At 43.7% G+C, this 19,970-nt stretch carries 14 protein-coding genes; 6 read left to right on the top strand and 8 right to left on the bottom strand.

Annotated elements, in window-relative coordinates; translation table 11 throughout:
• Positions 1-3: 3 nt before the first annotated feature.
• Entirely contained in the window at positions 4-1,473 is a 1,470-nt protein-coding gene (locus tag G603_RS0104560; protein ID WP_026523712.1) for an endo-1,4-beta-xylanase, read from the bottom strand.
• 313 nt (positions 1,474-1,786) lie between these two features.
• Here G603_RS0104560 and G603_RS19225 point away from each other — a divergent pair, with 313 nt between their 5' ends.
• On the top strand, positions 1,787-2,752 hold the full coding sequence (locus G603_RS19225; protein ID WP_242834835.1) for a helix-turn-helix transcriptional regulator: 966 nt from the start codon (positions 1,787-1,789) through the stop codon (positions 2,750-2,752).
• Here the strand turns inward: G603_RS19225 and G603_RS19220 are convergent.
• A complete protein-coding gene (locus tag G603_RS19220) occupies positions 2,732-4,213 on the bottom strand; it encodes a glycoside hydrolase family 43 protein (protein WP_081669820.1) in 1,482 nt (493 codons plus the stop codon). The two genes, G603_RS19225 and G603_RS19220, sit on opposite strands and share 21 nt — an antisense overlap.
• A gap of 236 nt (positions 4,214-4,449) precedes the next feature.
• Here G603_RS19220 and G603_RS23105 point away from each other — a divergent pair, with 236 nt between their 5' ends.
• A complete protein-coding gene (locus G603_RS23105; protein WP_330367519.1) occupies positions 4,450-7,224 on the top strand; it encodes a carboxylesterase family protein in 2,775 nt (924 codons plus the stop codon).
• 10 nt (positions 7,225-7,234) lie between these two features.
• Positions 7,235-8,530, top strand: a complete 1,296-nt coding sequence (locus tag G603_RS19215) for a glycoside hydrolase family 5 protein (RefSeq protein ID WP_035792092.1) — start codon at positions 7,235-7,237, stop codon at positions 8,528-8,530.
• Between the two features lie 120 nt (positions 8,531-8,650).
• On the opposite strand, the gene hflC is transcribed toward G603_RS19215, so the two are convergent.
• From hflC to G603_RS0104520, 3 genes are all read right to left on the bottom strand, one after another.
• Positions 8,651-9,526 carry a protease modulator HflC gene (gene hflC, locus G603_RS0104535; protein WP_026523710.1) on the bottom strand — a complete coding sequence of 292 codons (876 nt, stop codon included), beginning with the start codon at positions 9,524-9,526 and terminating at the stop codon, positions 8,651-8,653.
• A 20-nt stretch (positions 9,527-9,546) separates the two neighbouring features.
• A complete protein-coding gene (hflK, locus tag G603_RS19210) occupies positions 9,547-10,572 on the bottom strand; it encodes an FtsH protease activity modulator HflK (protein ID WP_035792035.1) in 1,026 nt (341 codons plus the stop codon).
• A 216-nt stretch (positions 10,573-10,788) separates the two neighbouring features.
• Positions 10,789-12,894 (bottom strand): glycoside hydrolase family 3 C-terminal domain-containing protein, encoded by a 2,106-nt coding sequence (locus G603_RS0104520; protein ID WP_026669447.1) that lies wholly within the window; start codon positions 12,892-12,894, stop codon positions 10,789-10,791.
• A 166-nt stretch (positions 12,895-13,060) separates the two neighbouring features.
• On the opposite strand from G603_RS0104520, the gene G603_RS0104515 reads away from it, so the two are divergent.
• The 3 genes from G603_RS0104515 (at position 13,061) to G603_RS0104505 (ending at position 17,411) form a co-directional block, all read left to right on the top strand.
• Positions 13,061-13,861 (top strand): FRG domain-containing protein, encoded by an 801-nt coding sequence (locus tag G603_RS0104515; RefSeq protein ID WP_035792032.1) that lies wholly within the window; start codon positions 13,061-13,063, stop codon positions 13,859-13,861.
• A gap of 85 nt (positions 13,862-13,946) precedes the next feature.
• A complete protein-coding gene (locus G603_RS0104510) occupies positions 13,947-15,323 on the top strand; it encodes an MATE family efflux transporter (protein ID WP_242834834.1) in 1,377 nt (458 codons plus the stop codon).
• Positions 15,324-15,431: 108 nt separating this feature from the next.
• The gene (locus G603_RS0104505) at positions 15,432-17,411 is read left to right on the top strand and encodes an alpha-glucuronidase (protein WP_242834833.1); all 1,980 of its coding nucleotides are present in this window, start codon (positions 15,432-15,434) and stop codon (positions 17,409-17,411) included.
• 75 nt (positions 17,412-17,486) lie between these two features.
• Here G603_RS0104505 and G603_RS0104500 read toward each other — a convergent pair whose 3' ends face one another.
• From G603_RS0104500 to G603_RS0104490, 3 genes are read right to left on the bottom strand one after another with little or no spacing between them, the layout of a single operon-like run.
• Positions 17,487-17,951: a restriction endonuclease gene (locus G603_RS0104500; protein ID WP_026523705.1), complete on the bottom strand. Its 465-nt coding sequence runs from the start codon at positions 17,949-17,951 to the stop codon at positions 17,487-17,489.
• A gap of 16 nt (positions 17,952-17,967) precedes the next feature.
• A complete protein-coding gene (gene rsmI / locus G603_RS0104495; RefSeq protein WP_026523704.1) occupies positions 17,968-18,840 on the bottom strand; it encodes a 16S rRNA (cytidine(1402)-2'-O)-methyltransferase in 873 nt (290 codons plus the stop codon).
• 30 nt (positions 18,841-18,870) lie between these two features.
• Positions 18,871-19,611 carry a tRNA1(Val) (adenine(37)-N6)-methyltransferase gene (locus tag G603_RS0104490; RefSeq protein ID WP_026669443.1) on the bottom strand — a complete coding sequence of 247 codons (741 nt, stop codon included), beginning with the start codon at positions 19,609-19,611 and terminating at the stop codon, positions 18,871-18,873.
• Positions 19,612-19,970 lie beyond the last annotated feature (359 nt).

The raw sequence follows: 19,970 nt of genomic DNA, 5'->3' as shown, positions 1-19,970 counted from the left end.
AGGTTAATTAGTATCCGCAAAAACATAGAAGCACGGCTTTGGTTCGTAATTACTGTCAAACAAAAGCGGGCACTGTTTCTGGTCTTTCTTACTTCCTCCGCCGACATTGGAGCGGAAGTTCAGCCATGAGTATTTATCAACCGTTCCCCAGAAGGTCATTCCTGTGATGTTAACCTTGCCTGAGTTCTTTGCTGACTGAAGTGCGTAGTACATAAGGTTGTATGTCTTGCGCTGCTTCTCATACTCTGTCTCCATGGCTTCCACGCTGCCATCGTAGCCATCAGATGCTGAAAGATCCCATTCTGTGATCTGTACGTTTCCAACCACTTCGCCGTAGGCTTCGGCCGAAACCTCTACATCGTTGGCATTGCTGTTTACACTGTAATGTCCCTGCATGCCCATGGCATCAATTCTTGTTCCCTCTCCGGGAGCTCCCTCCTCTGCCTTAATGGCTTCAAGGAGCTTTATGATACCCTGTCTTTTCTTAGGAACACATTCATTGTAGTCGTTGTAATAAAGCTCTAAATCTGCAGGTGCATATTTGTTGGCGAACTTAAATGCATTTATTATGAACTCTTCGCTCTGATATACATGCCACCAGCTTGAATTGTTTCCGTGTCTGTCTTCATTAAGATCTTCGTTAGGATTCTCGGTGTCTGTTCTGTAGGTTCCTGTTGCATCCGAAACCGCTTCGTTAACAACATCCCATCCATAAAAGAGATCTTTGTAAGGACTGTCCTCGCCTGTGAAGTGTGTAAGTACTTCTCTTATGTACCACTCTTCTCTCTTGGTCATCACCTCAGGTGTTACATAAGGCTTTGTCTTATCGTAGTCTTCATGGAAAAACCACTCAGGCGTCTGGGAATGCCATAAAAGAACATGTCCTCTTACTTCAAGTGCCTTGTCCGGATTGGCCTCGTTCCATTTAAGTATCTTATTAAGAATCTTCTCGGGATTCTTATAATTAAGAACAGGAACCGTTATGGTCTCTCCGTTAAGCTCTGCCTCTTCTGTTCCGGGGCATGTGCTTACGCTGTATCCAAACAGCGAATCGGGCTTTAACTCATTTCCAAGCGTTACCGAACTAAAATGTGTGGTAACCAGATTCCAGAGAGGAATGTCCCAGGGCTCATCCCCTGTGAGCGCGCATCCGATTCTGCATCCCATCTTCTGTTGTACACAGTCCCTTAGTATGGGAACTTCCTGCGCTTCGTCCACCTCTTCCGTCTCCTCCGCGGTCACTTCTGTGACCTCTGCAGCTTCTTCTGAATCACTCTCAGAAGCTTCTTCGCTCTCGGCAGGACTTTCCTTACTCTCTTCGGAGCTTTCAGTCTCAGCCGATTCATTCGATATGGTACTTTCTGATTCTGCTTGATTTTCTGTATGATCTGCACTGCCACAGCCACCAAGTGTTAACCCCAACGCTGTCATGCAGGCAATTGCTGAAATAAAAGATTTGCCCCTCCGATACAAGATGTATCCTCCCAATATTTGCTTACCAAATTTTGCTAATCATAGTCAGTTATGATAATGCTTAGTATAATGGCTTCAAAATGGGCATGCTTACCACTTCTTGCCTTGCGCCTTTCAGATATTGCGATTAATGAGCAAAAAATGAACCATGTTTTTTGTGCACTATATACAAAAACCACATAGATGCCTTGTGTTCTTTAATAAAATTACCATTGTACTTAAAACAAAAAAGCAAAATTTGATAGTAATGTGTTATCATTTGTGCTAATATACGATTGCAATGTTAATTTGGGGTTAGCAAGGGGTACATATCGTGATTAAGTTAAAAGACGAGTTGAAACTCAATTATTATCAGCAGAATACTGATTTTACAGAGCGTGTGCTGGAAGGTGATAATGAGAAATCCATCTTCCCTAAGGACAGTTCTATCCGTATCTGGCATAATATCGAGACTACGGATTATCCTACTCACTGGCACAATGCGCTGGAGATAGTATTTCCTATAGTAAATTACTATGACGTGGATGTTGATACCGACAGACATCACGTTCTTCCCGGAGATATTCTTTTCATCCCGCCCAGAAAATCGCATTTTCTCCATGCACCCAGGACCGGTGAAAGATATATATGTCTGTTCGATATAGACTTCTTTTCGTCTGTAAGAGGATATTCAGGACTTATCTCCATGCTTCAGGACTGCATACACATTACTCCTGACGAATATGCTCCTATATATAATGATATTTACGATCTCTTTTCACAGATCTGGAATGAGTATTTTCAGAAATCAGAATTCTATGAGTTCTCGATTTATTCGCATCTGTTCCAGATACTGACCATCTTATCCAGATATCATCTGAATAAGCTTCAGCTTTTCAATGATACTTCACCTGTTAAGAGAAGAGAGTATTTTGACAGATTAAATAATGCCATCGATTATATTGATGAGAATTATACGAATAAGATCACTCTGGAAGATGTGGCTTCCTACAGCGGTTTCTCCAAGTTCCATTTCTCGAGACTGTTTAAGGAATACATGAACTGCACCTTCTACGATTATCTGATAAATACCAGAATTAAGGCTACAGAGGTCCTTCTTACAAGAGACGATCTGTCAATTACAGATATTGCTCTTCAGGCCGGATTCTCAAGCATCCCCACCTTCAACAGAACCTTCAAGCAAAAGAAGGGATGCACGCCAGGCGAATACAGAACCCTTTTCTCGGGCGGCCTGGGAAATAAAGATATGGGCGATGTATCATCGCCCAAACTTCCATGAATATACTTCATAATCTTCACCGGAGAATACAAAGTACAAATTGTGTTTTCCGGTTATTTTTTCGTCCAAAACAGCTTTTATCTTCTTAAGCTCTTTTCCGGGCTTATCGATTTCAACTGTTCCCACCTCTTTACCGCTGGGAGTATCAAGACGAATGCTGATTCTTCCGCTTCCTGTTCCGCAGGCATTTACTGAAACTTCCTTGGCACCATCTTTTCCAAAATCAACTCCGCTTACGCAGGTCCAGCTGCCATCGGAGATCTCAGAGAGGATCATGTCGCCTGATCCGTACTTTTTAGCCTCTTCGCCAAACTGCTTTGTGTCTATTCCTGCTGCGTTTGAAATTGTAACAGCCTTCACATCCTTATAAGGATCAACTGTCTCAAGCTGCTTAACACCTGTTCTTGTGCCCTTACTTGTTGTAGGCTCATTCTCATCATTAAATATGAGCTTGTCGATGCTGGTACTTCTGTAGCCGCCAAAAACTCCCATCTTTTCCTCGAGAATTCTTGAATGATAGGTAATGTACCACTCACCGTTAAACTCAAATATGCAGTGGTGGTTATTTCCGCCAAGGCCAAAGAAAAACTCCGGGTTCTTAAGAACGGGATTGCAAAGCTCAAAAGGTCCCATGGGTGAATCTGATTTCATGGTCACGATCTCACCGGACTCAAAGCCATACTTTTTGGTGGCATCCTTAGTTACATCGAAATTGGAGCAATATGAGTAATAGTATGTATCTCCAATCTTATTGATGCCTGAATCCTCGAAGAGGTAAGGTACATTTTTAATGGGCTTGGGATCTCCATCAAGGCTTATCATGTCATCGCCAAGCTTTGCAACTCTTGCTGTTCCAGGGTTATCTGCTTTGTCAGGTCCCGGAACGCCGCCGCCAAAGTAAATATATGCACTTCCGTCATCATCCATAAGTACAGCAGGGTCAAAAAGCCATGTAACCTCTGCGCAGGTAGGTGTTTCTCTTGAAATAAGAGCTTCTCCCAAAGGATCTGTGAAAGGTCCTGTAGGTGAATCAGCTGTAAGAACAGCTATGCCGTTTCCATTATTTGCAAAATATAAGAAAAACTTGTCCTTACCGTTTATCTTTTTATAAGCAGCCGCAGGTGCCCAGGAGTTGTTACCCCAGTTTGCTGCGCCAAGCTTACCTGCTGCATAAACAGTTCCGTGGTCAGTCCAGTTTACAAGGTCACTTGATGAAATGACACAGATTGTGTTTATGTTTCCATAGGTATTTTCTTTTACTGTGCGATCAGGGTTATAAGAAATCTTATCCCCTGTCATATAGATATATACTCTTCCGTCATATACAAGAGCGTAAGGATCTGCACCAAAGCGCTGCACCATAAGCGGATTATGGTCAGTTACTGCCTTATAGCTTTCCTTAAGTTCTGCGGTAGCTTCGATCTCACCCACTTCTGCAGGCTGTGCACAAACGTTCATCATATTTACGTCTCCTCAAAAAAATTACTTTAACAAAAATATAAATTTGAGTCTGCAATAGCCGCCACAAAAAAGTTGCGAAAATAATTTCAGTAATTGCGTAAAGCTGCATATAGGCAAGCTTTGACTAAGGCGTAGCAATTATTGATAAGACTTTACAAGTGTCAGATAATATAAATTATGTATATATTTCTTTCACTAAAAACTAATGAATGATAGCAAAATAAAGGGGAAAAGACATGCTTAGAGAGACAAAAGTAGAAAACGGAAAAGTTAAGGGTCTGCCCGGTGCAGATCCCAGAGTAACAGTTTATAAAGGCATTCCTTTCGCTGCTCCGCCTGTTGGCGAGAACAGATTCAGAGCACCTCAGCCCTGCAAGGACTGGGAAGGCACACTTAATGCCTTTGAATTTGCTCCTATCTCCGTTCAGGACAGACCGGGCCTTGGAACAGATATATACTGCCGCGAGTGGCACGTAGATCCCGGCATCGAAATCAGCGAGGACTGCCTGTATCTGAATGTATGGACACCTGCTAAAAAGACAGACGAAAAGCTTCCTGTTCTTGTATGGTTCTTTGGCGGCGGATTCCAGTGGGGATACACAGCAGAGATGGAGTTTGACGGCGAAAAGCTTGCCAGACGCGGCGTTATCGTTGTCAGCGTAAACTATCGTCTGAATGTATTCGGATATCTTGCTCATCCCGACATCACAGCAGAAGCTCCCGATGCTCCCGGTAACTTTGGCCTTCTCGATCAGAGAGCCGGACTTCACTGGGTTCACAGAAATATTGCAGCCTTTGGCGGAGATCCTGACAAAATTACAATTGCAGGTCAGTCAGCAGGCGGATCCAGTGTAATGCAGCAGTTCACCAATGAGGAAAACTTTGACATCATTAAAGGCGCCGTTGTAATCAGCGGAATGATCCATCATCCTGATGAAGATTCTGATATCTTTAAGCCTCTCACACTGGAAAAGGCTGAAGCTCACGGAAAAGAATTCTTCGAGGTTCTCGGCGTATCAACACTTGAAGAAGCAAGAAAGCTTTCCACTGAAGAGATTTTTAACGGCTATGGAAAATATATCGCTGATCATCCCAGAATGTTCCCTATTATGGACGGCCAGTTCTGCAAGGGTAATCCCATAGAGCTTCTTGCAGAGGGCAAATGCACCAAAGCTCCCATAATCTCAGGAAATACTTCAGATGAGTTTGCAATTAATGGCGAAAGCATCGTAGAAAAGTCAGTAAAAGAGACCTTCCTTGATGCTGAGAAAAACGGACAGAATAATTACTACTATCGCTTTGATCCCGATATCCCGGGTGATGGCAACAAGGGTGATTCCTATCCCGGAACCTTCCATTCAGTAGATTTGTGGTTCTTCTTTGAATCCCTTGCAAAATGTCACAGACCTTACGCCGGAAGGCACTTTGATCTGGCACGTCAGATGTGCGACTATTTTGCCAACTTTATAAAGACAGGCGATCCTAACGGCAAGGGGTGGGATGGCGAAGAGCTTCCCAAGTGGATCCCCTACACAGATAAGTGCAGAGCTGAGATGGAGTTCCTTGGAAGAGGCGCAACTCCTAAGTTTGAAGGTGGCATCCGCCAGAACAGTAAAAAGCAGGCTGTAAATCCTTATCTTCCAAGCTGGGAGTATGTTCCCGACGGAGAGCCCTATGTTTTCGGAGACAGAGTCTATGTTTACGGATCTCATGATCTTTACAACGGCGAGACCTTCTGCCTTGGAGATTATATCTGCTACTCTGCTCCTATAAATGACCTTGGCAACTGGCACTACGAAGGTGTTATTTATAAAAAGACTCAGGATCCCGCAAATCCGGACGGCCATATGTGTCTCTATGCCCCTGATGTAACGGTTGGCCCCGACGGCAGATACTATCTGTATTATGTGCTTGATAAGATTTCAATCGTTTCTGTGGCAGTAAGTGATACTCCGGCAGGCCCTTACGAGTTCTACGGCTATGTTCACTATGAAGATGGCACAAAGCTTGGAGATAAAGAGGGCGATGAGCCTCAGTTTGATCCCGGCGTTCTCACAGAGGGCGATGTTACCTATATGTACACAGGCTTCTGCGGACAGGGTGATAAATCAAGACACGGCTCCATGCTGACAGTTCTTGGTCCAGATATGCTGACAATTAAGGAAGCTCCCATTTTTGTAGCTCCCGGAAAAGAATATGCTGCAGGAACTGAATTCGAAGGCCATGCATTCTTCGAGGCATCATCAATCAGAAAGCATAAGGACACCTACTACTTCATTTATTCATCAGAAGTTATGCATGAGCTTTGCTATGCTACCTCCAAGGATCCCAGAGGTCCCTTCAAGTATGGCGGCGTCCTTGTAAGTAACTGCGACCTTCACATAGACAGCTACAAAAGGGCTGAGGAAGCTACTGCTTACGGCGCAAATAACCACGGAAGCATGGTTCAGATAGGTGATGACTGGTATATCTTCTATCACAGACACACAAACGGTAACTGGTACAGCAGACAGGGCTGCGCAGAAAAGCTCACAATTAATGCTGACGGATCAATTCCGCAGGTTGAGATCACATCCTGCGGACTTAACGGCGGTCCACTTTCTGATGTAGGTGAATACCCGGCATATCTTGCCTGCAACATCTTTACAGAAAAGCATGACATCTACGTTGAGCCCACAGCTCCACGAGTTGTCCAGGAAGGCGGCGACGGCGATCAGAATCCCGGTTATATCAAGTCCATCACAGACGGTACTACCATTGGATTTAAGTACTTTAACCTTAAGGATGTTACAGGTCTTAGAATTCGCACAAGAGCTTATTTTGGCGGCAAGTTCGAAGTAAAGACCGGCATTAATGATGCGCCTCTTGGAGAGATTGAAGCCATCTCATCAAATATATGGGCAGCCTTTGAGTGCAGGTTCCCGAAAATAAGTGGCACACATGCTCTTTATCTAAGGTATAATGGTACAGGAAGCGCAAGCCTTGCTTCCATAGAATTCTTGCATGATTAAGGAGCAAAAAATGAAGTCACATGTAATTAAGAAAAATATTTCGGCAGTTATGGTTGCTGCAGCCCTTATGGCTACCACAGTAAGCGGCTGCGGACAAAAGCCTGCAGAGCCGGCTGCTACACAGGAAGCAGAAACTGCTGCCTCTGAGGAAGCCGAAACCACTGCCACAGAAGAAACAGAAGAAACAGAAGAAACAGCAGAAGCTACAGACGATGCTGAGGAAGCAGATGCCGAAACAACAGAAGATGCACCTGCAGCAGCGGGGGATAAATACGAAATGAGAGATATTTCACCAAAAGACCTGGTCGCTGAAATGACCACAGGATGGAACCTTGGAAACACCTTCGACTCCCACGGCACAAAGGGAGTCGCTGCTGAAACCAGCTGGGGTAACCCCAAGACCACCAAGGATATGATTGATGTCCTTCACGACAAGGGCTTTGACCTTATCAGAATTCCCACCACCTGGATGGACCACATAGGCGAAGCACCGGATTACACCGTTGATGAAGCTTGGCTTTCCAGAGTTGAAGAGGTTATAAACTACGCCCTTGATGATGGAATGTATGTAATCCTCAACACCCATCATGAGGAGGATTGGAGAATCCCTGATGATGCTCACATTGATGAAGTCGATGAAAAACACGCTGCACTTTGGAAGCAAATCGCAGAACACTTCAAAGACTACGGAGATCACCTTATATTCGAGGGTCTGAACGAGCCCAGAATTAAGGGCGATGCCCATGAATGGGACGGCGGAACAGACGAAGTAAGAAAATGCTTAAATCGTCTTAACAAGACCTTTGTTGATACAGTAAGAGCAACAGGCGGCAACAATGAGAAGAGACTTCTTCTTATAACATCCGTTGCTGCATCTCCTCTTCCTGTAACAATTAATGATGTTGAGATTCCCGAGGATGACCATATAGGCGTATCAATACATGCCTACACACCTTATGCATTTACCTTTGACATCGATGAAGATTGGGAGTTAAACACATGGGATGGCAGCCACAAAAAGGATATTCAGGATGTATTCAATGACTTAAAGAAGACTTTCTTAAGTAAGGATATTCCTGTTATCATCACTGAATACGGAGCTATCCACAAAAATGACAATATAACCCACGTAACAAGATGGGTTTCTGATTACCTCTCAATTGCAAAAGCAAATGGTGTACCCTGCATCTGGTGGGATAATGGTCAGTATGAGGAAGGCAATGAGCACTTTGCAATATTTGACCGTAACAACCTGACCTGGTACAGAGAAAGCGTTGTAGACGCAATCATGGATATTTATAAGTAATACCCTGGCAAAAGGCTTTAAACAAAATCGAGGCTATGGAACAAGTTAAGTTCCATAGCCTCTTCTGTTTTATATATATTTCCAAAACACCCGCCAGGTACGGGTTTGGGCTCTAATTTATCAGTTCATGCCATAGAGAAGTCTTGCAATCTCAGAATTCTTATCAAGAATAATTGTCTTCTGTCCACCGTTTAAGGATTTTTTCATTGCTTCAAGAGAACGAACATAGTTGTAAAAATCTGCCTTATCCTCTGTGTTATAGGCTTCAGAAAGAATACTCATGTACTCTGCTTCGCCTTCACCTTCAAGCTGTGCTGCGGTTTTCTCGGCATCTGCTGTTAAGATAGCAACCTTTTTATCGGTTTCGTTCTTTATCTTCTGAGCTTCTGCTGCACCTTCTGCCTGATAAGAAGCTGCGATGTTGTTACGCTCTGATGTCATACGCTCATATACAGCGGTTCTGTTGTCATCCGGAAGGTCAAGAGCTTTTATCTGAGCTGTAACTATCTCAATGCCATATCCGTCCATATCTGAGTTGGCATCATCTGTGATGAGCTTTGTGAGAGTCTCACCTCTTGCCTCGATAACTTCATCCTGACTCATTGAAGAGATAGCTGTCTTTGTAGCATTGTAAACAGCAGCTTCTATTCTCTCCTGAGCCCTTGAATCGATAGCATTAAGTGACTGGATAAATTTAACGGGCTCAACAACTCTCCAAAGCACGTAGGTATCTGCTATCATGGATTTTTTATCTCTTGTGATGACATCGGATTTAGGGATGTCATACATCTTGATCGCTGCATTAATTCTCTGGGTTGACTGTACGAAAGGAGTGATCATCTTAAGACCGGGCTCGTTTTCAACGCGTACAATCTTACCGAACTGTCTTACTGCAACAAATTCTTTTTGATGAACTGTAAATAATGAATTGCCAAGGATTACCACCAGTGCTAAAGCGATAAACGCTACCAGGGTTCCGGCTATTGTTTTTTTCATATATCATATCCTCCAATATCTTATTCACCATCTGTATTCTGATCAGTTGTCTCAGTAGTGTCTCCATAATTCAGAATAGGAGCCATTTCTGTAGTACTCTGATTGAAGCTATCCAAAGGAAGTATCTCTTCTGTCTGTCCATCAGTGATAATAAGCTTTGCATCCGGAAGGACATCCTCTATAGCTTCATAGAATAATCTCTGCTTGGTGATAAGAGGGTATTTGCTGTATTCCTCAAACATGCTGTTAAACTTTGCAACTTCACCTTCTGCTTCTGCAACTCTTGCAGCCTTGGCAGCTTCTGCAGTCTGAACGATTCTGTCAGCACTTGCCTCTGCAGCGGGAACCTGCTCACTCTGATACTTTTTAGCATTGTTTACAGCGGTTTCTTTTCCCTGCTTAGCAGTTTCTACAGCCTTGAAGGCTTGTTTGATCTCATCCGTCGGGGGCTCTGCGTCCTGTACGGATACGTTCACAACTGAAAGACCGATATTCTGCTTGGTGAGTTCATTTGATAAAAGTGTCTTAACATCGGACTGGATCTGGCCCTTAGCTGTGGTGATTACTTCATCTACAGGGAAGTTGATAACTGTTGATCTGATGCTTGCCAGTGCGGCATTTTTCATGATGGTCTCAGGATCACTTGTGTTGTAGATATAAGCTACGGGGTCGCTAACCTTGTATTCAAGATAGAAATCGATATCAACAAAGTTGAAATCAGAGGTGATCATAAGACCCTCATCCTCAACAGTGATATTCTGGCCGTTTCCATCTATGGTATATCCGATTCCTATACCGTGGGTTGTCATATCTACCTTGTGAACAGCCTGGATAAAGGGAACCTTGAAATAAAGTCCTGCTGAATTGGTAGCCACAACCTTACCAAACTGTGTTACAACTGCCTGCTCCTGCTCACTTACATTATAAAAGGAGTCAAAGGCTGCACCTGCAAGGAAAACCAGAACGATTATGATCGGAATAAAGGGTCCGATTTTTCTGTCCTTGTAGTGTTCTACTTTTTTGCGTACATTCTTTTCTACTTCCATTTATTTCCTCCTACTTTTTTCATAACAAAAATCAGTATATCAGCAATGCGTGCTATCTGCATGTTTTTTATGTTGATATGATTATAATGTGATTTCGTAAACCATTCCATACACAGTTGTCCCACTTATCGCCCTCTATCTTGCTTTTTAGGTAAAATAACAGCGACGGACCATGAAAGGTCCGCCGCCGTATAATAGAAGGTATTTATGAGCTTTTTAGAGTGTAACTTTTGCAGATACACATTCGTATCCTGTGAGTTCCTTAGAACGCTCATCAGGCTGTGAGAAGCCGGCATAGATTGTGAAGTTCTTAGAGAAAATCTCTCTGTTTCCGTCTTCATCAACTGTAGTGAATGCTCTTTTATCCAAGCTAACTGTTACATCCTTTTCTTCGCCGGCGCCAAGACTTACTCTCTTAAAGCCGCAAAGGCTGTAATTTCTAACTGCAAATTCGCTGTCCATATCCTTTATATAGATCTGGACTACGTCATCTGTAGCCACTTTTCCGTCGTTCTTAACTGTTACAGTGACGTCCATTCCGTCCTCTGTAAAGTCGCCGGTCTTCACGGAAAGTGCCTTATTATCGCCGTATGTAAGTCCAAAACCGAAGGGATACTCAGGAGTTCCTTCGTAATATCTGTAGGTTCTGTTCTTCATTGAGTAATCTGTAAACTCAGGAAGATCTTTGCCTTCTCCGTAGAAGGTTACAGGAAGCTTACCTGATGGAGATACTTCGCCAAAGATGATCTTAGCGATATCCTCGCCGCCTCTTGCTCCGGGATACCATGCCTGCAGGATAGCGTTTGCTCTTTTGTCTGCAAGCTCAAGGTTTACAGAGCTTCCTGACATATTAATGACAACGGTAGGCTTGCCCATATCAAGGACATTCTTCAAAAGAAGTCTCTGGCAAAGAGGAAGGTTAAGGTCGTTCTTATCTCCTGATGAGAACTGGTTACCTGTATCACCCTCTTCACCCTCCAGGGTCTCATCAAGTCCCAGAACAACAAATACGATATCTGAATATTCAGCAACAGTCTGAGCCTCTGATAATCTGTCGGGATAGAAGGGATTAGCAAGTCCGCTGATATTTTCCTTCCAAAGATCGCAGCCTTCTGAGTAAAGAACTCTTGTGTCCTCTCCTACTGCGTTCTGGATTCCCTGAAGTACAGTTACGTACTTGGAGCTTGTTCCGTGATAGTTACCCATAAGAGCAACTCTGGAATCTGCATTGGGACCGATAACGCCCACTGTCTTATATTCGCCCTTCTTAAGAGGAAGAACGCCGTCATTTTTAAGCATTACTACACTTTCAAGAGCGGCTCTGCTTGCAACTGCAAGGTGCTCAGGGCTCTCTACTACAGTGTAAGGAATCTTGTCATACTCTGTCTCATCAAACATACCAAGAAGGAATCTTGTTGTGAAAAGTCTGATACATGATTCTGTAATATACTTTTCATCAAGCATTCCTGCTCTGTATGAATTCATTACTCTCTGATATGTGCAACCACAGTTAAGATCACATCCCATTTCCAGGGCAAGCTTTACTGATTCCTCAGGAATACTTGTAACCTTGTGGTTTTCATGGAAATCACGAACAGCCCAGCAGTCGGAAACGAAATGTCCCTTAAAGCCCCATTTTCCGCGAAGAGTATCCTTCATCAGAACCTCGTGTCCGCAGCAGGGTTCACCGTTTGTCCTGTTGTATGCTCCCATTACAGCTTCTACATCTGCATCCTTAACGCAGGTCTCAAAAGCGGGAAGATATGTCTCCTCCATGTCCTTCTTGGAAGCCTTTGCATCAAAATGGTGTCTTAAAGCTTCAGGACCAGAGTGAACTGCAAAATGCTTGGCACATGCAGCTACCTTCATATACTCACCATCACCCTGCATACCTTTGATAAAAGGCACTGCAAGCTTTCCTGTAAGGAAGGGATCTTCACCATAAGTCTCATGACCGCGTCCCCATCTGGGATCACGGAAGATGTTTACATTGGGTGCCCAGAATGTAAGACCTTTATAGATATCTCTGTCACCGCGTTTGCTCTGCTCGTTGTACTTGGCTCTGCCCTCAGTAGCGATTACTTCGCCCACTTCCTGCATAAGCTCCTCGTCAAAAGCTGCAGCCATTCCTATTGCCTGAGGGAACATGGTTGCGGTACCTGCTCTTGCTACGCCGTGAAGAGACTCGTTCCACCAGTTATATGCGGGAATTCCTAGTCTGTCGATTGCTTCTGCATCGAACTTAAGCTGAGATGCCTTCTCCTGAACGGTCATCTTGCTAACAAGTTCTTCTGCTCTTTTTCTTGCTTCTTCTCTGTTCATATCGAATCCTCTTATAACTAAAGTCAGTTTGATGAGCAAATTGTAAGTGTTAGCCCTTATTTTTTCCACTCATTCGTTGCTTCAATGCACTTAAAAATTGCGCAATGTGATAAAATATTATTGTAAGCAACCATAAATGTTTTCATTCTTAATGAGGGTCCTCAATATGATTAAAACGGTTGAAATTTCTGATATGAATTCCCTTTTTGATATGGTTTCCGAACAGGAATACAGAAAAGACTTAGATCGTCACAGAAATCTCTTTGTCTACAGGGGCCAGCCCGATGCAGAGTTTCCCCTTACCACCAGTCTTATGCGCAATTGCAAGGACAAAAGAAAAGAACTTGAACCCTGTATGCTGAGAAACTTCACAAAATACGCAGCCCTTGAAGAACCCACAATTGAGCGCTCCATTTGGCGACAGATGATCTTCGGACAGCATCACGGTCTTCCCACAAGGCTTCTTGACTGGTCATTTTCGCCCCTTATGGCTCTCCATTTCTCCGTAACAGAAAATGATATGGATGAGATGGAAGCTCACGACAGCGTTGTTTGGAGAACTGACATCCACGAGCTCCACGATCTTTTACCGGAAAAATATCAAAAAATCGCAACAAAGTACGCAACCACTGTATTTTCCGTTGATATGCTGGCAGAAGCCTGCTCCTCCCTTGAGCAATACGATGATGATATGGGTTCAGAATCACTGCTTATAATCGAGCCTCCATCCGTTGATGTCAGAATCGTGAACCAGTACTCATTCTTTGCGGTTATTCCAAGTGCCATGGAGGACATTCAGGGCTTCCTTGACAAGAATACAGAAAAAACTGTTAAGTACATTATCAAAAAAGAACTGAGGTGGCAGATTAGGGACATGCTTGATCACCAAAACATCTCCGAAAGAATAGTATATCCGGGCCTTGACGGCATTTCACGCTGGCTTGGAAGGCACTATTTTGTGAAATAATGGCAGGGCAAAAACCTTGACAATTGTCATACTTTTCATTAACATATATTTAAAGAAGAGAAAGAAAAAGAAGTTGGTGAAAGTTATGAATTTAAAAAGTATTTTCGCCCCTGTTGACATGACAGAGGGCAGCCCCGTCAGGCAGATTGTCAAGTTTACCATTCCCATGCTTCTGGGAAACATCGCACAGCAGCTTTATAACACGGCAGACAGCATAATAGTTGGAAGATTTGTTGGTGATAACGCACTTGCAGCAGTCGGAAGTGCAGGTCCCATCCTTAATCTCATGCTTGTTCTTTTCATGGGTATCGCAGTAGGTGCATCAATCATGGTTTCCCAGTATTTTGGCGCTAAGCAGAGGGAACACTTATCAAAAGCAATTGGCTGCAGTATCACACTGACAGCAATAGCATCACTTATCATTATGATCATGGGTCCCATAATAACGAGGCCCATACTGGAACTCCTTGGAACCCCGGAGAGCATCATTGACTGGTGTACGGTTTATCTGTGGATCATCTTCATCGGAATCCTGGGCGGTGGATTCTACAACATAATGAGCGGAATTCTGCGCGGTCTTGGAGATTCTGTTTCAGCACTTATTTATCTGCTGGTTGCTACATCCCTTAATATCGCACTGGACCTTTTATTTGTTGCCACCTTCAGAATGGGTGTTGCAGGTGTTGCCCTTGCAACAGTACTTGCTCAGTTTGTATCAGCATTCCTTTGTATGAGAAAGCTTACCAAAATGTCAGATGTTTTCGACATGAAGAAGGAGTACCTTATCCCTGAGAAGTTCTACACTATGAACCTCATTAAGCTTGGACTTCCTTCAGGTGTTACCCAGGCAATTTTCTCAATGTCCATGATAGTTGTTCAGAATCTTACAAATACCTTCGGCGAGCTGTATATAGCTGCTAACGTAATCGTTATGAGAGTCGACGGATTCGTAATGCTTCCCGCATTCTCATTCGGAAGTGCCATGACCACCTTTGCAGGTCAGAATATCGGAGCAGGAAAAATCGACCGCGTAGAAAAGGGTGCAAAGAGCGGAACCTTAGCTGCTATGGGTATTTCCGCAGTGCTCTCAGTGCTGATCATTATCTTTGGAAAATACATCATGGGAATTTTCACCAGTACCCATGAGCTTATCGAGATGAGCTATAAGATGATGTGTATTCTGATCGTAGGCTATATCGCCATGGAGGTTACCCAGTGCCTTTCAGGTATTATGCGCGGAGCCGGTGATACTGTTGCTCCCATGTGGATCTCCATGTTTTCATCGATCATCATGCGTGTACCTATGGCCTACATTTTTGTAAACCTTACAAAATCACCTGAGCTTCCCCAGGGTAACTGCTACATGATGCAGCTCTCAATGCTGATTACCTGGACCCTTGGTGCATTCATAACCTTCCTTACCTACAAGGTTGGAAGATGGAAAACAAAGGCTATTACCTAAGCAATAAGTAAATACAACTTCGCAAATATTGAAATGCCATGTACCACGAAAAATTTTAGAATTATTGTGTTACATGGCATTATTTGTACATTAAGGAGAATTATTACAGTGAAAAATACAGATTGGTCACAGCTTTGGCTTGCTTATCACAAAGTAAGTGATGATGGCGGAAAATGGCATATTTCTTTTGATGGATTTGATGAGAAAAACAGAGTTATTAATAGCCTTAAAAACGAAGTTTCTCTTGCTCTTCCAAAACTTACGGGAGCTGAGATTACAGATACCGGTGCTGACACAGAGCTTAAGGTAATAAAGGATTCATCCATAGCTAAGGAAGGCTTTGTTGTTAAAAAGATGGGAAGCACAGTTACAATCGGCGCATCCGACGAAAACGGTGCCCTCTATGGAATGTTCGAGCTTCTTAGACTTATCACTTTAAGAGAAGTTGACGCTGATTTTGAGCTATTATCAGAGCCTGATAATCCGCTTCGTATGATGAACCATTGGGACAATATGGATGGCAGCATTGAAAGAGGTTATTCGGGAAGATCATTTTTCTATGTTAATAATGAGATTATTGTTGATGACAGGACCCGTGATTATGCACGTTTCATGGCAAGCATCGGCATTAATGGCATCGTAATTAACAACGTAAATGTAAAGCAGGCTGCCAGCTACATGATAACTGACAGATATTTTTCAAAGCTCCGCGAACTGTCTGAAGTTTTTGCTGATTATGGAATTAAGATGTACCTGTCACTTAACTTTGCATCTCCCATTGAGATCGGTGGAATGGACATTTGCGATCCCCTTGATGAAGGTGTTATTTCCTGGTGGAAGGATAAATGCAAAGAAGTATTCACAGAGCTTCCTGAACTTGGAGGTTTCCTTGTAAAAGCCGATTCTGAGGGAAGACCCGGTCCTTTTACCTATGGAAGGACACAGGCAGACGGCGCAAATATGCTGGCAGACATCGTAAAGGAATACGATAAACTCATAATCTGGAGATGCTTTGTGTATAACTGCACTCAGGACTGGAGAGATAAAAAGACCGACAGAGCCCGCGCAGGCTATGACTATTTCAAGGATCTTGACGGTGAGTATCACGACAATGTTATTCTTCAGATTAAGAACGGCCCCATGGATTTCCAGATAAGAGAGCCTGTTTCTCCCCTTCTTGGCGGTCTTACAAAAACAAATCAGATGCTGGAGGTGCAGATTGCCCAGGAATATACAGGTCATCAGATCGACTTATGCTATCTTATGCCCATGTTCAAGGAAGTTCTTGAGTTCAGAACACACTGCCAGGATGATAAGGATACTGTAGCAGATGTCATAAGCGGCAAAGCTTTTGGAAATAAGAACTGCGGAATCGCCGCTGTTATTAATACCGGTAACGACCTCAACTGGACAGGAAACGACCTGGCTGCTGCCAACACCTACGGCTTTGGAAGACTTGCTTTTGATACGACACTTTCTTCTGAAGAGATTGCAAGAGAGTGGGTTAAGCTGACCTTTGCACTTAGCGAGGATGCTGAGGATAAGCTTGTAAAGATGCTTCTTGATTCAAGAAGAATATACGAGAAATATACCTGTCCTCTTGGAATTGGCTGGATGGTTACTCCTGAAACCCACTACGGACCAAGTGTGGATGGCTATGAATACTCAAGATGGGGCACCTACCACAGAGCAGACCACCTGGGACTTGGCGTAGACAGAAGCGATAAGGGTACAGGCTATGCTCAGCAGTACTACAAGGAAAATGCTGAAATCTACAATGATCCTAAGACCTGCCCTGAAGAACTGCTTCTTTTCTTCCATCACATTCCTTACACCTGGAAGATGATGGATGGCAGAACTCTCATACAGTACATCTACGATACCCACTTTGAGGGTGAGTCAGAAGCTGAAGAGCTTGCAGCTATGTGGGACAGCCTTGAAAAGGAGATTGAACCTGAAGCATTTGCAAGAGTAAAGCAGCGCTTTGACATGCAGATTCACAATGCCAGGGAGTGGCGCGATCAGGTGAATTCCTACTTCTTTAGAAAAAGCGGAATAGCTGATGAAAAGGGAAGAGATATTTTCTGATAAAATTTTAGAGCAGCTTAAATAACTAAAGGCTATGGAACTTAACTTGTTCCATAGCCTCTTTTTTAATCCTCGCTAATGCTCATTTTCCTTTTCCATACTATCTATATAGCCTCTGTCCCAAAGCATGATGTTTAGCTTCTTTGCCATAGTGACTGCGGGCTCTGTGAAGTACTGATTGGTCATTACTACGCCAACCATGCAGTCGTAGAAATCTTTCCCCGCATATACTTCCTGTATGGCCTTTACGCCGATTGGCCTGTCGTAGCACTTACACTGCACCGCATAGCTTACGCCATCCTTCTCCGCAAGGATATCTGCTCCGAAATCTCCGCTTCCTTTGGTAACCGTAGCTTCCTGGAAGCCGTGGCTTTTTAGAAGGTCTGCGCAGTAGTATTCAAATTCATGGCCGCCAAGCTCATCCATGGGAAGCGGTCTGTTTCTCCATCTCCTAATTAGAAGAACTATAACCACCATGATCAGGATAACTGCTATGACAGCGATAAGAATGTATGTGGTTTTAAGTAAATCTGCCTGCATTTATCCTCCCCAAATCTTATTCCTTACCTTCTTCCTCCAAAAGAGCCTTGTAAATATCGCGCTTTCCAACTCCTCTGTCTGAAGCAACCTGCTTCATGGCATCTTTCCTGCTCATGCCGTCCTTTTCATAGTAGGCCATGTGGTCCTGAAGGCTCATTTTAAGCCATTCTTCCTGACCTCGTTTTTCAAGCTCCAAAAGGCTTACCCCATCTATTACAAGTACGTACTCCCCTCTTGGATCATTTTCCTCATAAAAAGCTATGGCTGAGCTTATGGTTGTGGGCACTATCTCCTCAAACTTCTTTGTAAGCTCTCTGCAAATGGTGATCTTTCTGTCCCCAAGTGTATCCGCAAGGTCAGCCAGAGTTCCCCTTAAGTGATGAGGTGCTTCATACATGATGATAGTCCTGTGCTCGTCCTTAAGACTATCCAGTATCCTACGCCTCTCCTTTTTATCATCTGCAGGAGGCAAAAAACCTTCAAAGACAAATCTTCTGGTGCTAAGTCCTGAGAGCGTAAGGGCTGTGATACAAGCTGCAGGCCCCGGGAGCGATGTCACAATAATGCCTGCTTCATGGCACATTCTGACCAGAACCTCTCCGGGATCTGAGATGGCAGGAGTTCCCGCATCTGTGATAAGGGCGATATCCTTACCCTCATTCATGAGTCTTATAAGATACTCTGCCTTCTCCACCTTGTTGTATTCGTGATAGCTGGTCATTTCTGTATGAATATCGAAATGATTAAGCAGCTTTATGCTGTTTCTTGTGTCCTCCGCAGCGATGATATCTACATTTTTCAGCGTATCGAGAACGCGGAAGCTGATATCATCAAGGTTTCCTATGGGAGTAGCACACAAATAAAGCATACCCGTTCTGTTTTCTTCCATTAGAACTCCTATTTTAATTGCAATTAATACTTAAAAGCCGTAAGTCTCGGCTACTTCATCTGTGTATTTGCCATCTTCTTTATAAATAATAAGCGGGGGCTCGACAGACAACCTGGGCTTTCCATCCCTAAGGCCCTCAATGAGAACCATGCTTGGCTCTTTATCGGCGTAAGGGTGCACAAAGCGCACTCTTTTAGGTTCAAGCCTGTGTTTAGTCATGGCTACAAAAATCTCTGAAAGTCTAAAGGGCCTGTGTACCATGTAAAACTTACCGCCCGGATGAAGCATGATCTTTGCAGCCCTTAGTACATCATCAAGGTCGCAGAGTACTTCATGTCTGGCTATGGCTTTTGGTCCTTCAGGATTTCTTAGTCCATGGCCCATTATCATATATGGAGGATTTGTTGTCACAACGTCAAAAGAGGCAGGTTCAAATATTTTGTCCGCCTCTTTTATATCTCCGCATACAATGCGCACGCGATCAGCTATATCATTTAGCATCACGCTGCGCATCGCCATATCTGCACTTTCTTCCTGGATCTCCAGTCCTACCAGTTCCTTTGCCTGTGTTTTAGCTGCCATAAGTATCGGAATGATTCCTGTACCCGTGCCAAGATCAAGGACTCTTGCCCCTTTTCCCGCACTTGCAAAAGCAGATAAAAGCACAGCGTCCATGCCAAAACAGAATTTCTCGGGATTCTGGATTATCTGAAAACCGTTCCTTTGAAGGTCATCAAGTCTCTCACCTGTCTTAAGCTTTGGTGCTTCCATCCTGGTTACCCTTTTGGCCCTGGGGCTTACCGCCACCTTTATTGCCGTTTCTGTTAAAGTTCTTTCTGTTTCCGCCGTGGCGATTCTTCTTTTTCCTGTTATCGCCGTCATTCTGGCCCTTCTGCTCAGCAGCTTCTACACCTGCGCCCTGATTATTCTGGGCGTTTTCCTTTTCAGCTGCGCCTTTTCCCGGCTGATTATTTTGACTGTTCTGATTGTTTTGATTGTTATCTTTGCCGGCAGCATTCTGAGCATCCTGAGGGTTCTGGTTATTTTGACGATTCTGACCGCCCTGCTTGTTCTGCTTATTCTGTCTGTCTCTTCTATCGTTGTTTTTCCTGTCGCGGTTTCTATCGCCC

It is taken from the genome of Butyrivibrio sp. AE3006, from assembly GCF_000424165.1.
Lineage (GTDB): Bacteria > Bacillota > Clostridia > Lachnospirales > Lachnospiraceae > Butyrivibrio.
This window is presented reverse-complemented; position numbering and strand designations above follow the sequence as displayed.

Bases quoted from the DNA above. Each gene is read 5' to 3' on its own strand.
- G603_RS19220 (WP_081669820.1), bottom strand. From the start codon at position 4,213: ATGATGAACGTTTGTGCACAGCCTGCAGAAGTGGGTGAGATCGAAGCT.
- G603_RS23105 (WP_330367519.1), top strand. From the start codon at position 4,450: ATGCTTAGAGAGACAAAAGTAGAAAACGGAAAAGTTAAGGGTCTGCCC.
- G603_RS19215 (WP_035792092.1), top strand. From the start codon at position 7,235: ATGAAGTCACATGTAATTAAGAAAAATATTTCGGCAGTTATGGTTGCT.
- hflC (WP_026523710.1), bottom strand. From the start codon at position 9,526: ATGAAAAAAACAATAGCCGGAACCCTGGTAGCGTTTATCGCTTTAGCA.
- hflK (WP_035792035.1), bottom strand. From the start codon at position 10,572: ATGGAAGTAGAAAAGAATGTACGCAAAAAAGTAGAACACTACAAGGAC.
- G603_RS0104520 (WP_026669447.1), bottom strand. From the start codon at position 12,894: ATGAACAGAGAAGAAGCAAGAAAAAGAGCAGAAGAACTTGTTAGCAAG.
- G603_RS0104515 (WP_035792032.1), top strand. From the start codon at position 13,061: ATGATTAAAACGGTTGAAATTTCTGATATGAATTCCCTTTTTGATATG.
- G603_RS0104510 (WP_242834834.1), top strand. From the start codon at position 13,947: ATGAATTTAAAAAGTATTTTCGCCCCTGTTGACATGACAGAGGGCAGC.
- G603_RS0104500 (WP_026523705.1), bottom strand. From the start codon at position 17,951: ATGCAGGCAGATTTACTTAAAACCACATACATTCTTATCGCTGTCATA.
- rsmI (WP_026523704.1), bottom strand. From the start codon at position 18,840: ATGGAAGAAAACAGAACGGGTATGCTTTATTTGTGTGCTACTCCCATA.
- G603_RS0104490 (WP_026669443.1), bottom strand. From the start codon at position 19,611: ATGGAAGCACCAAAGCTTAAGACAGGTGAGAGACTTGATGACCTTCAA.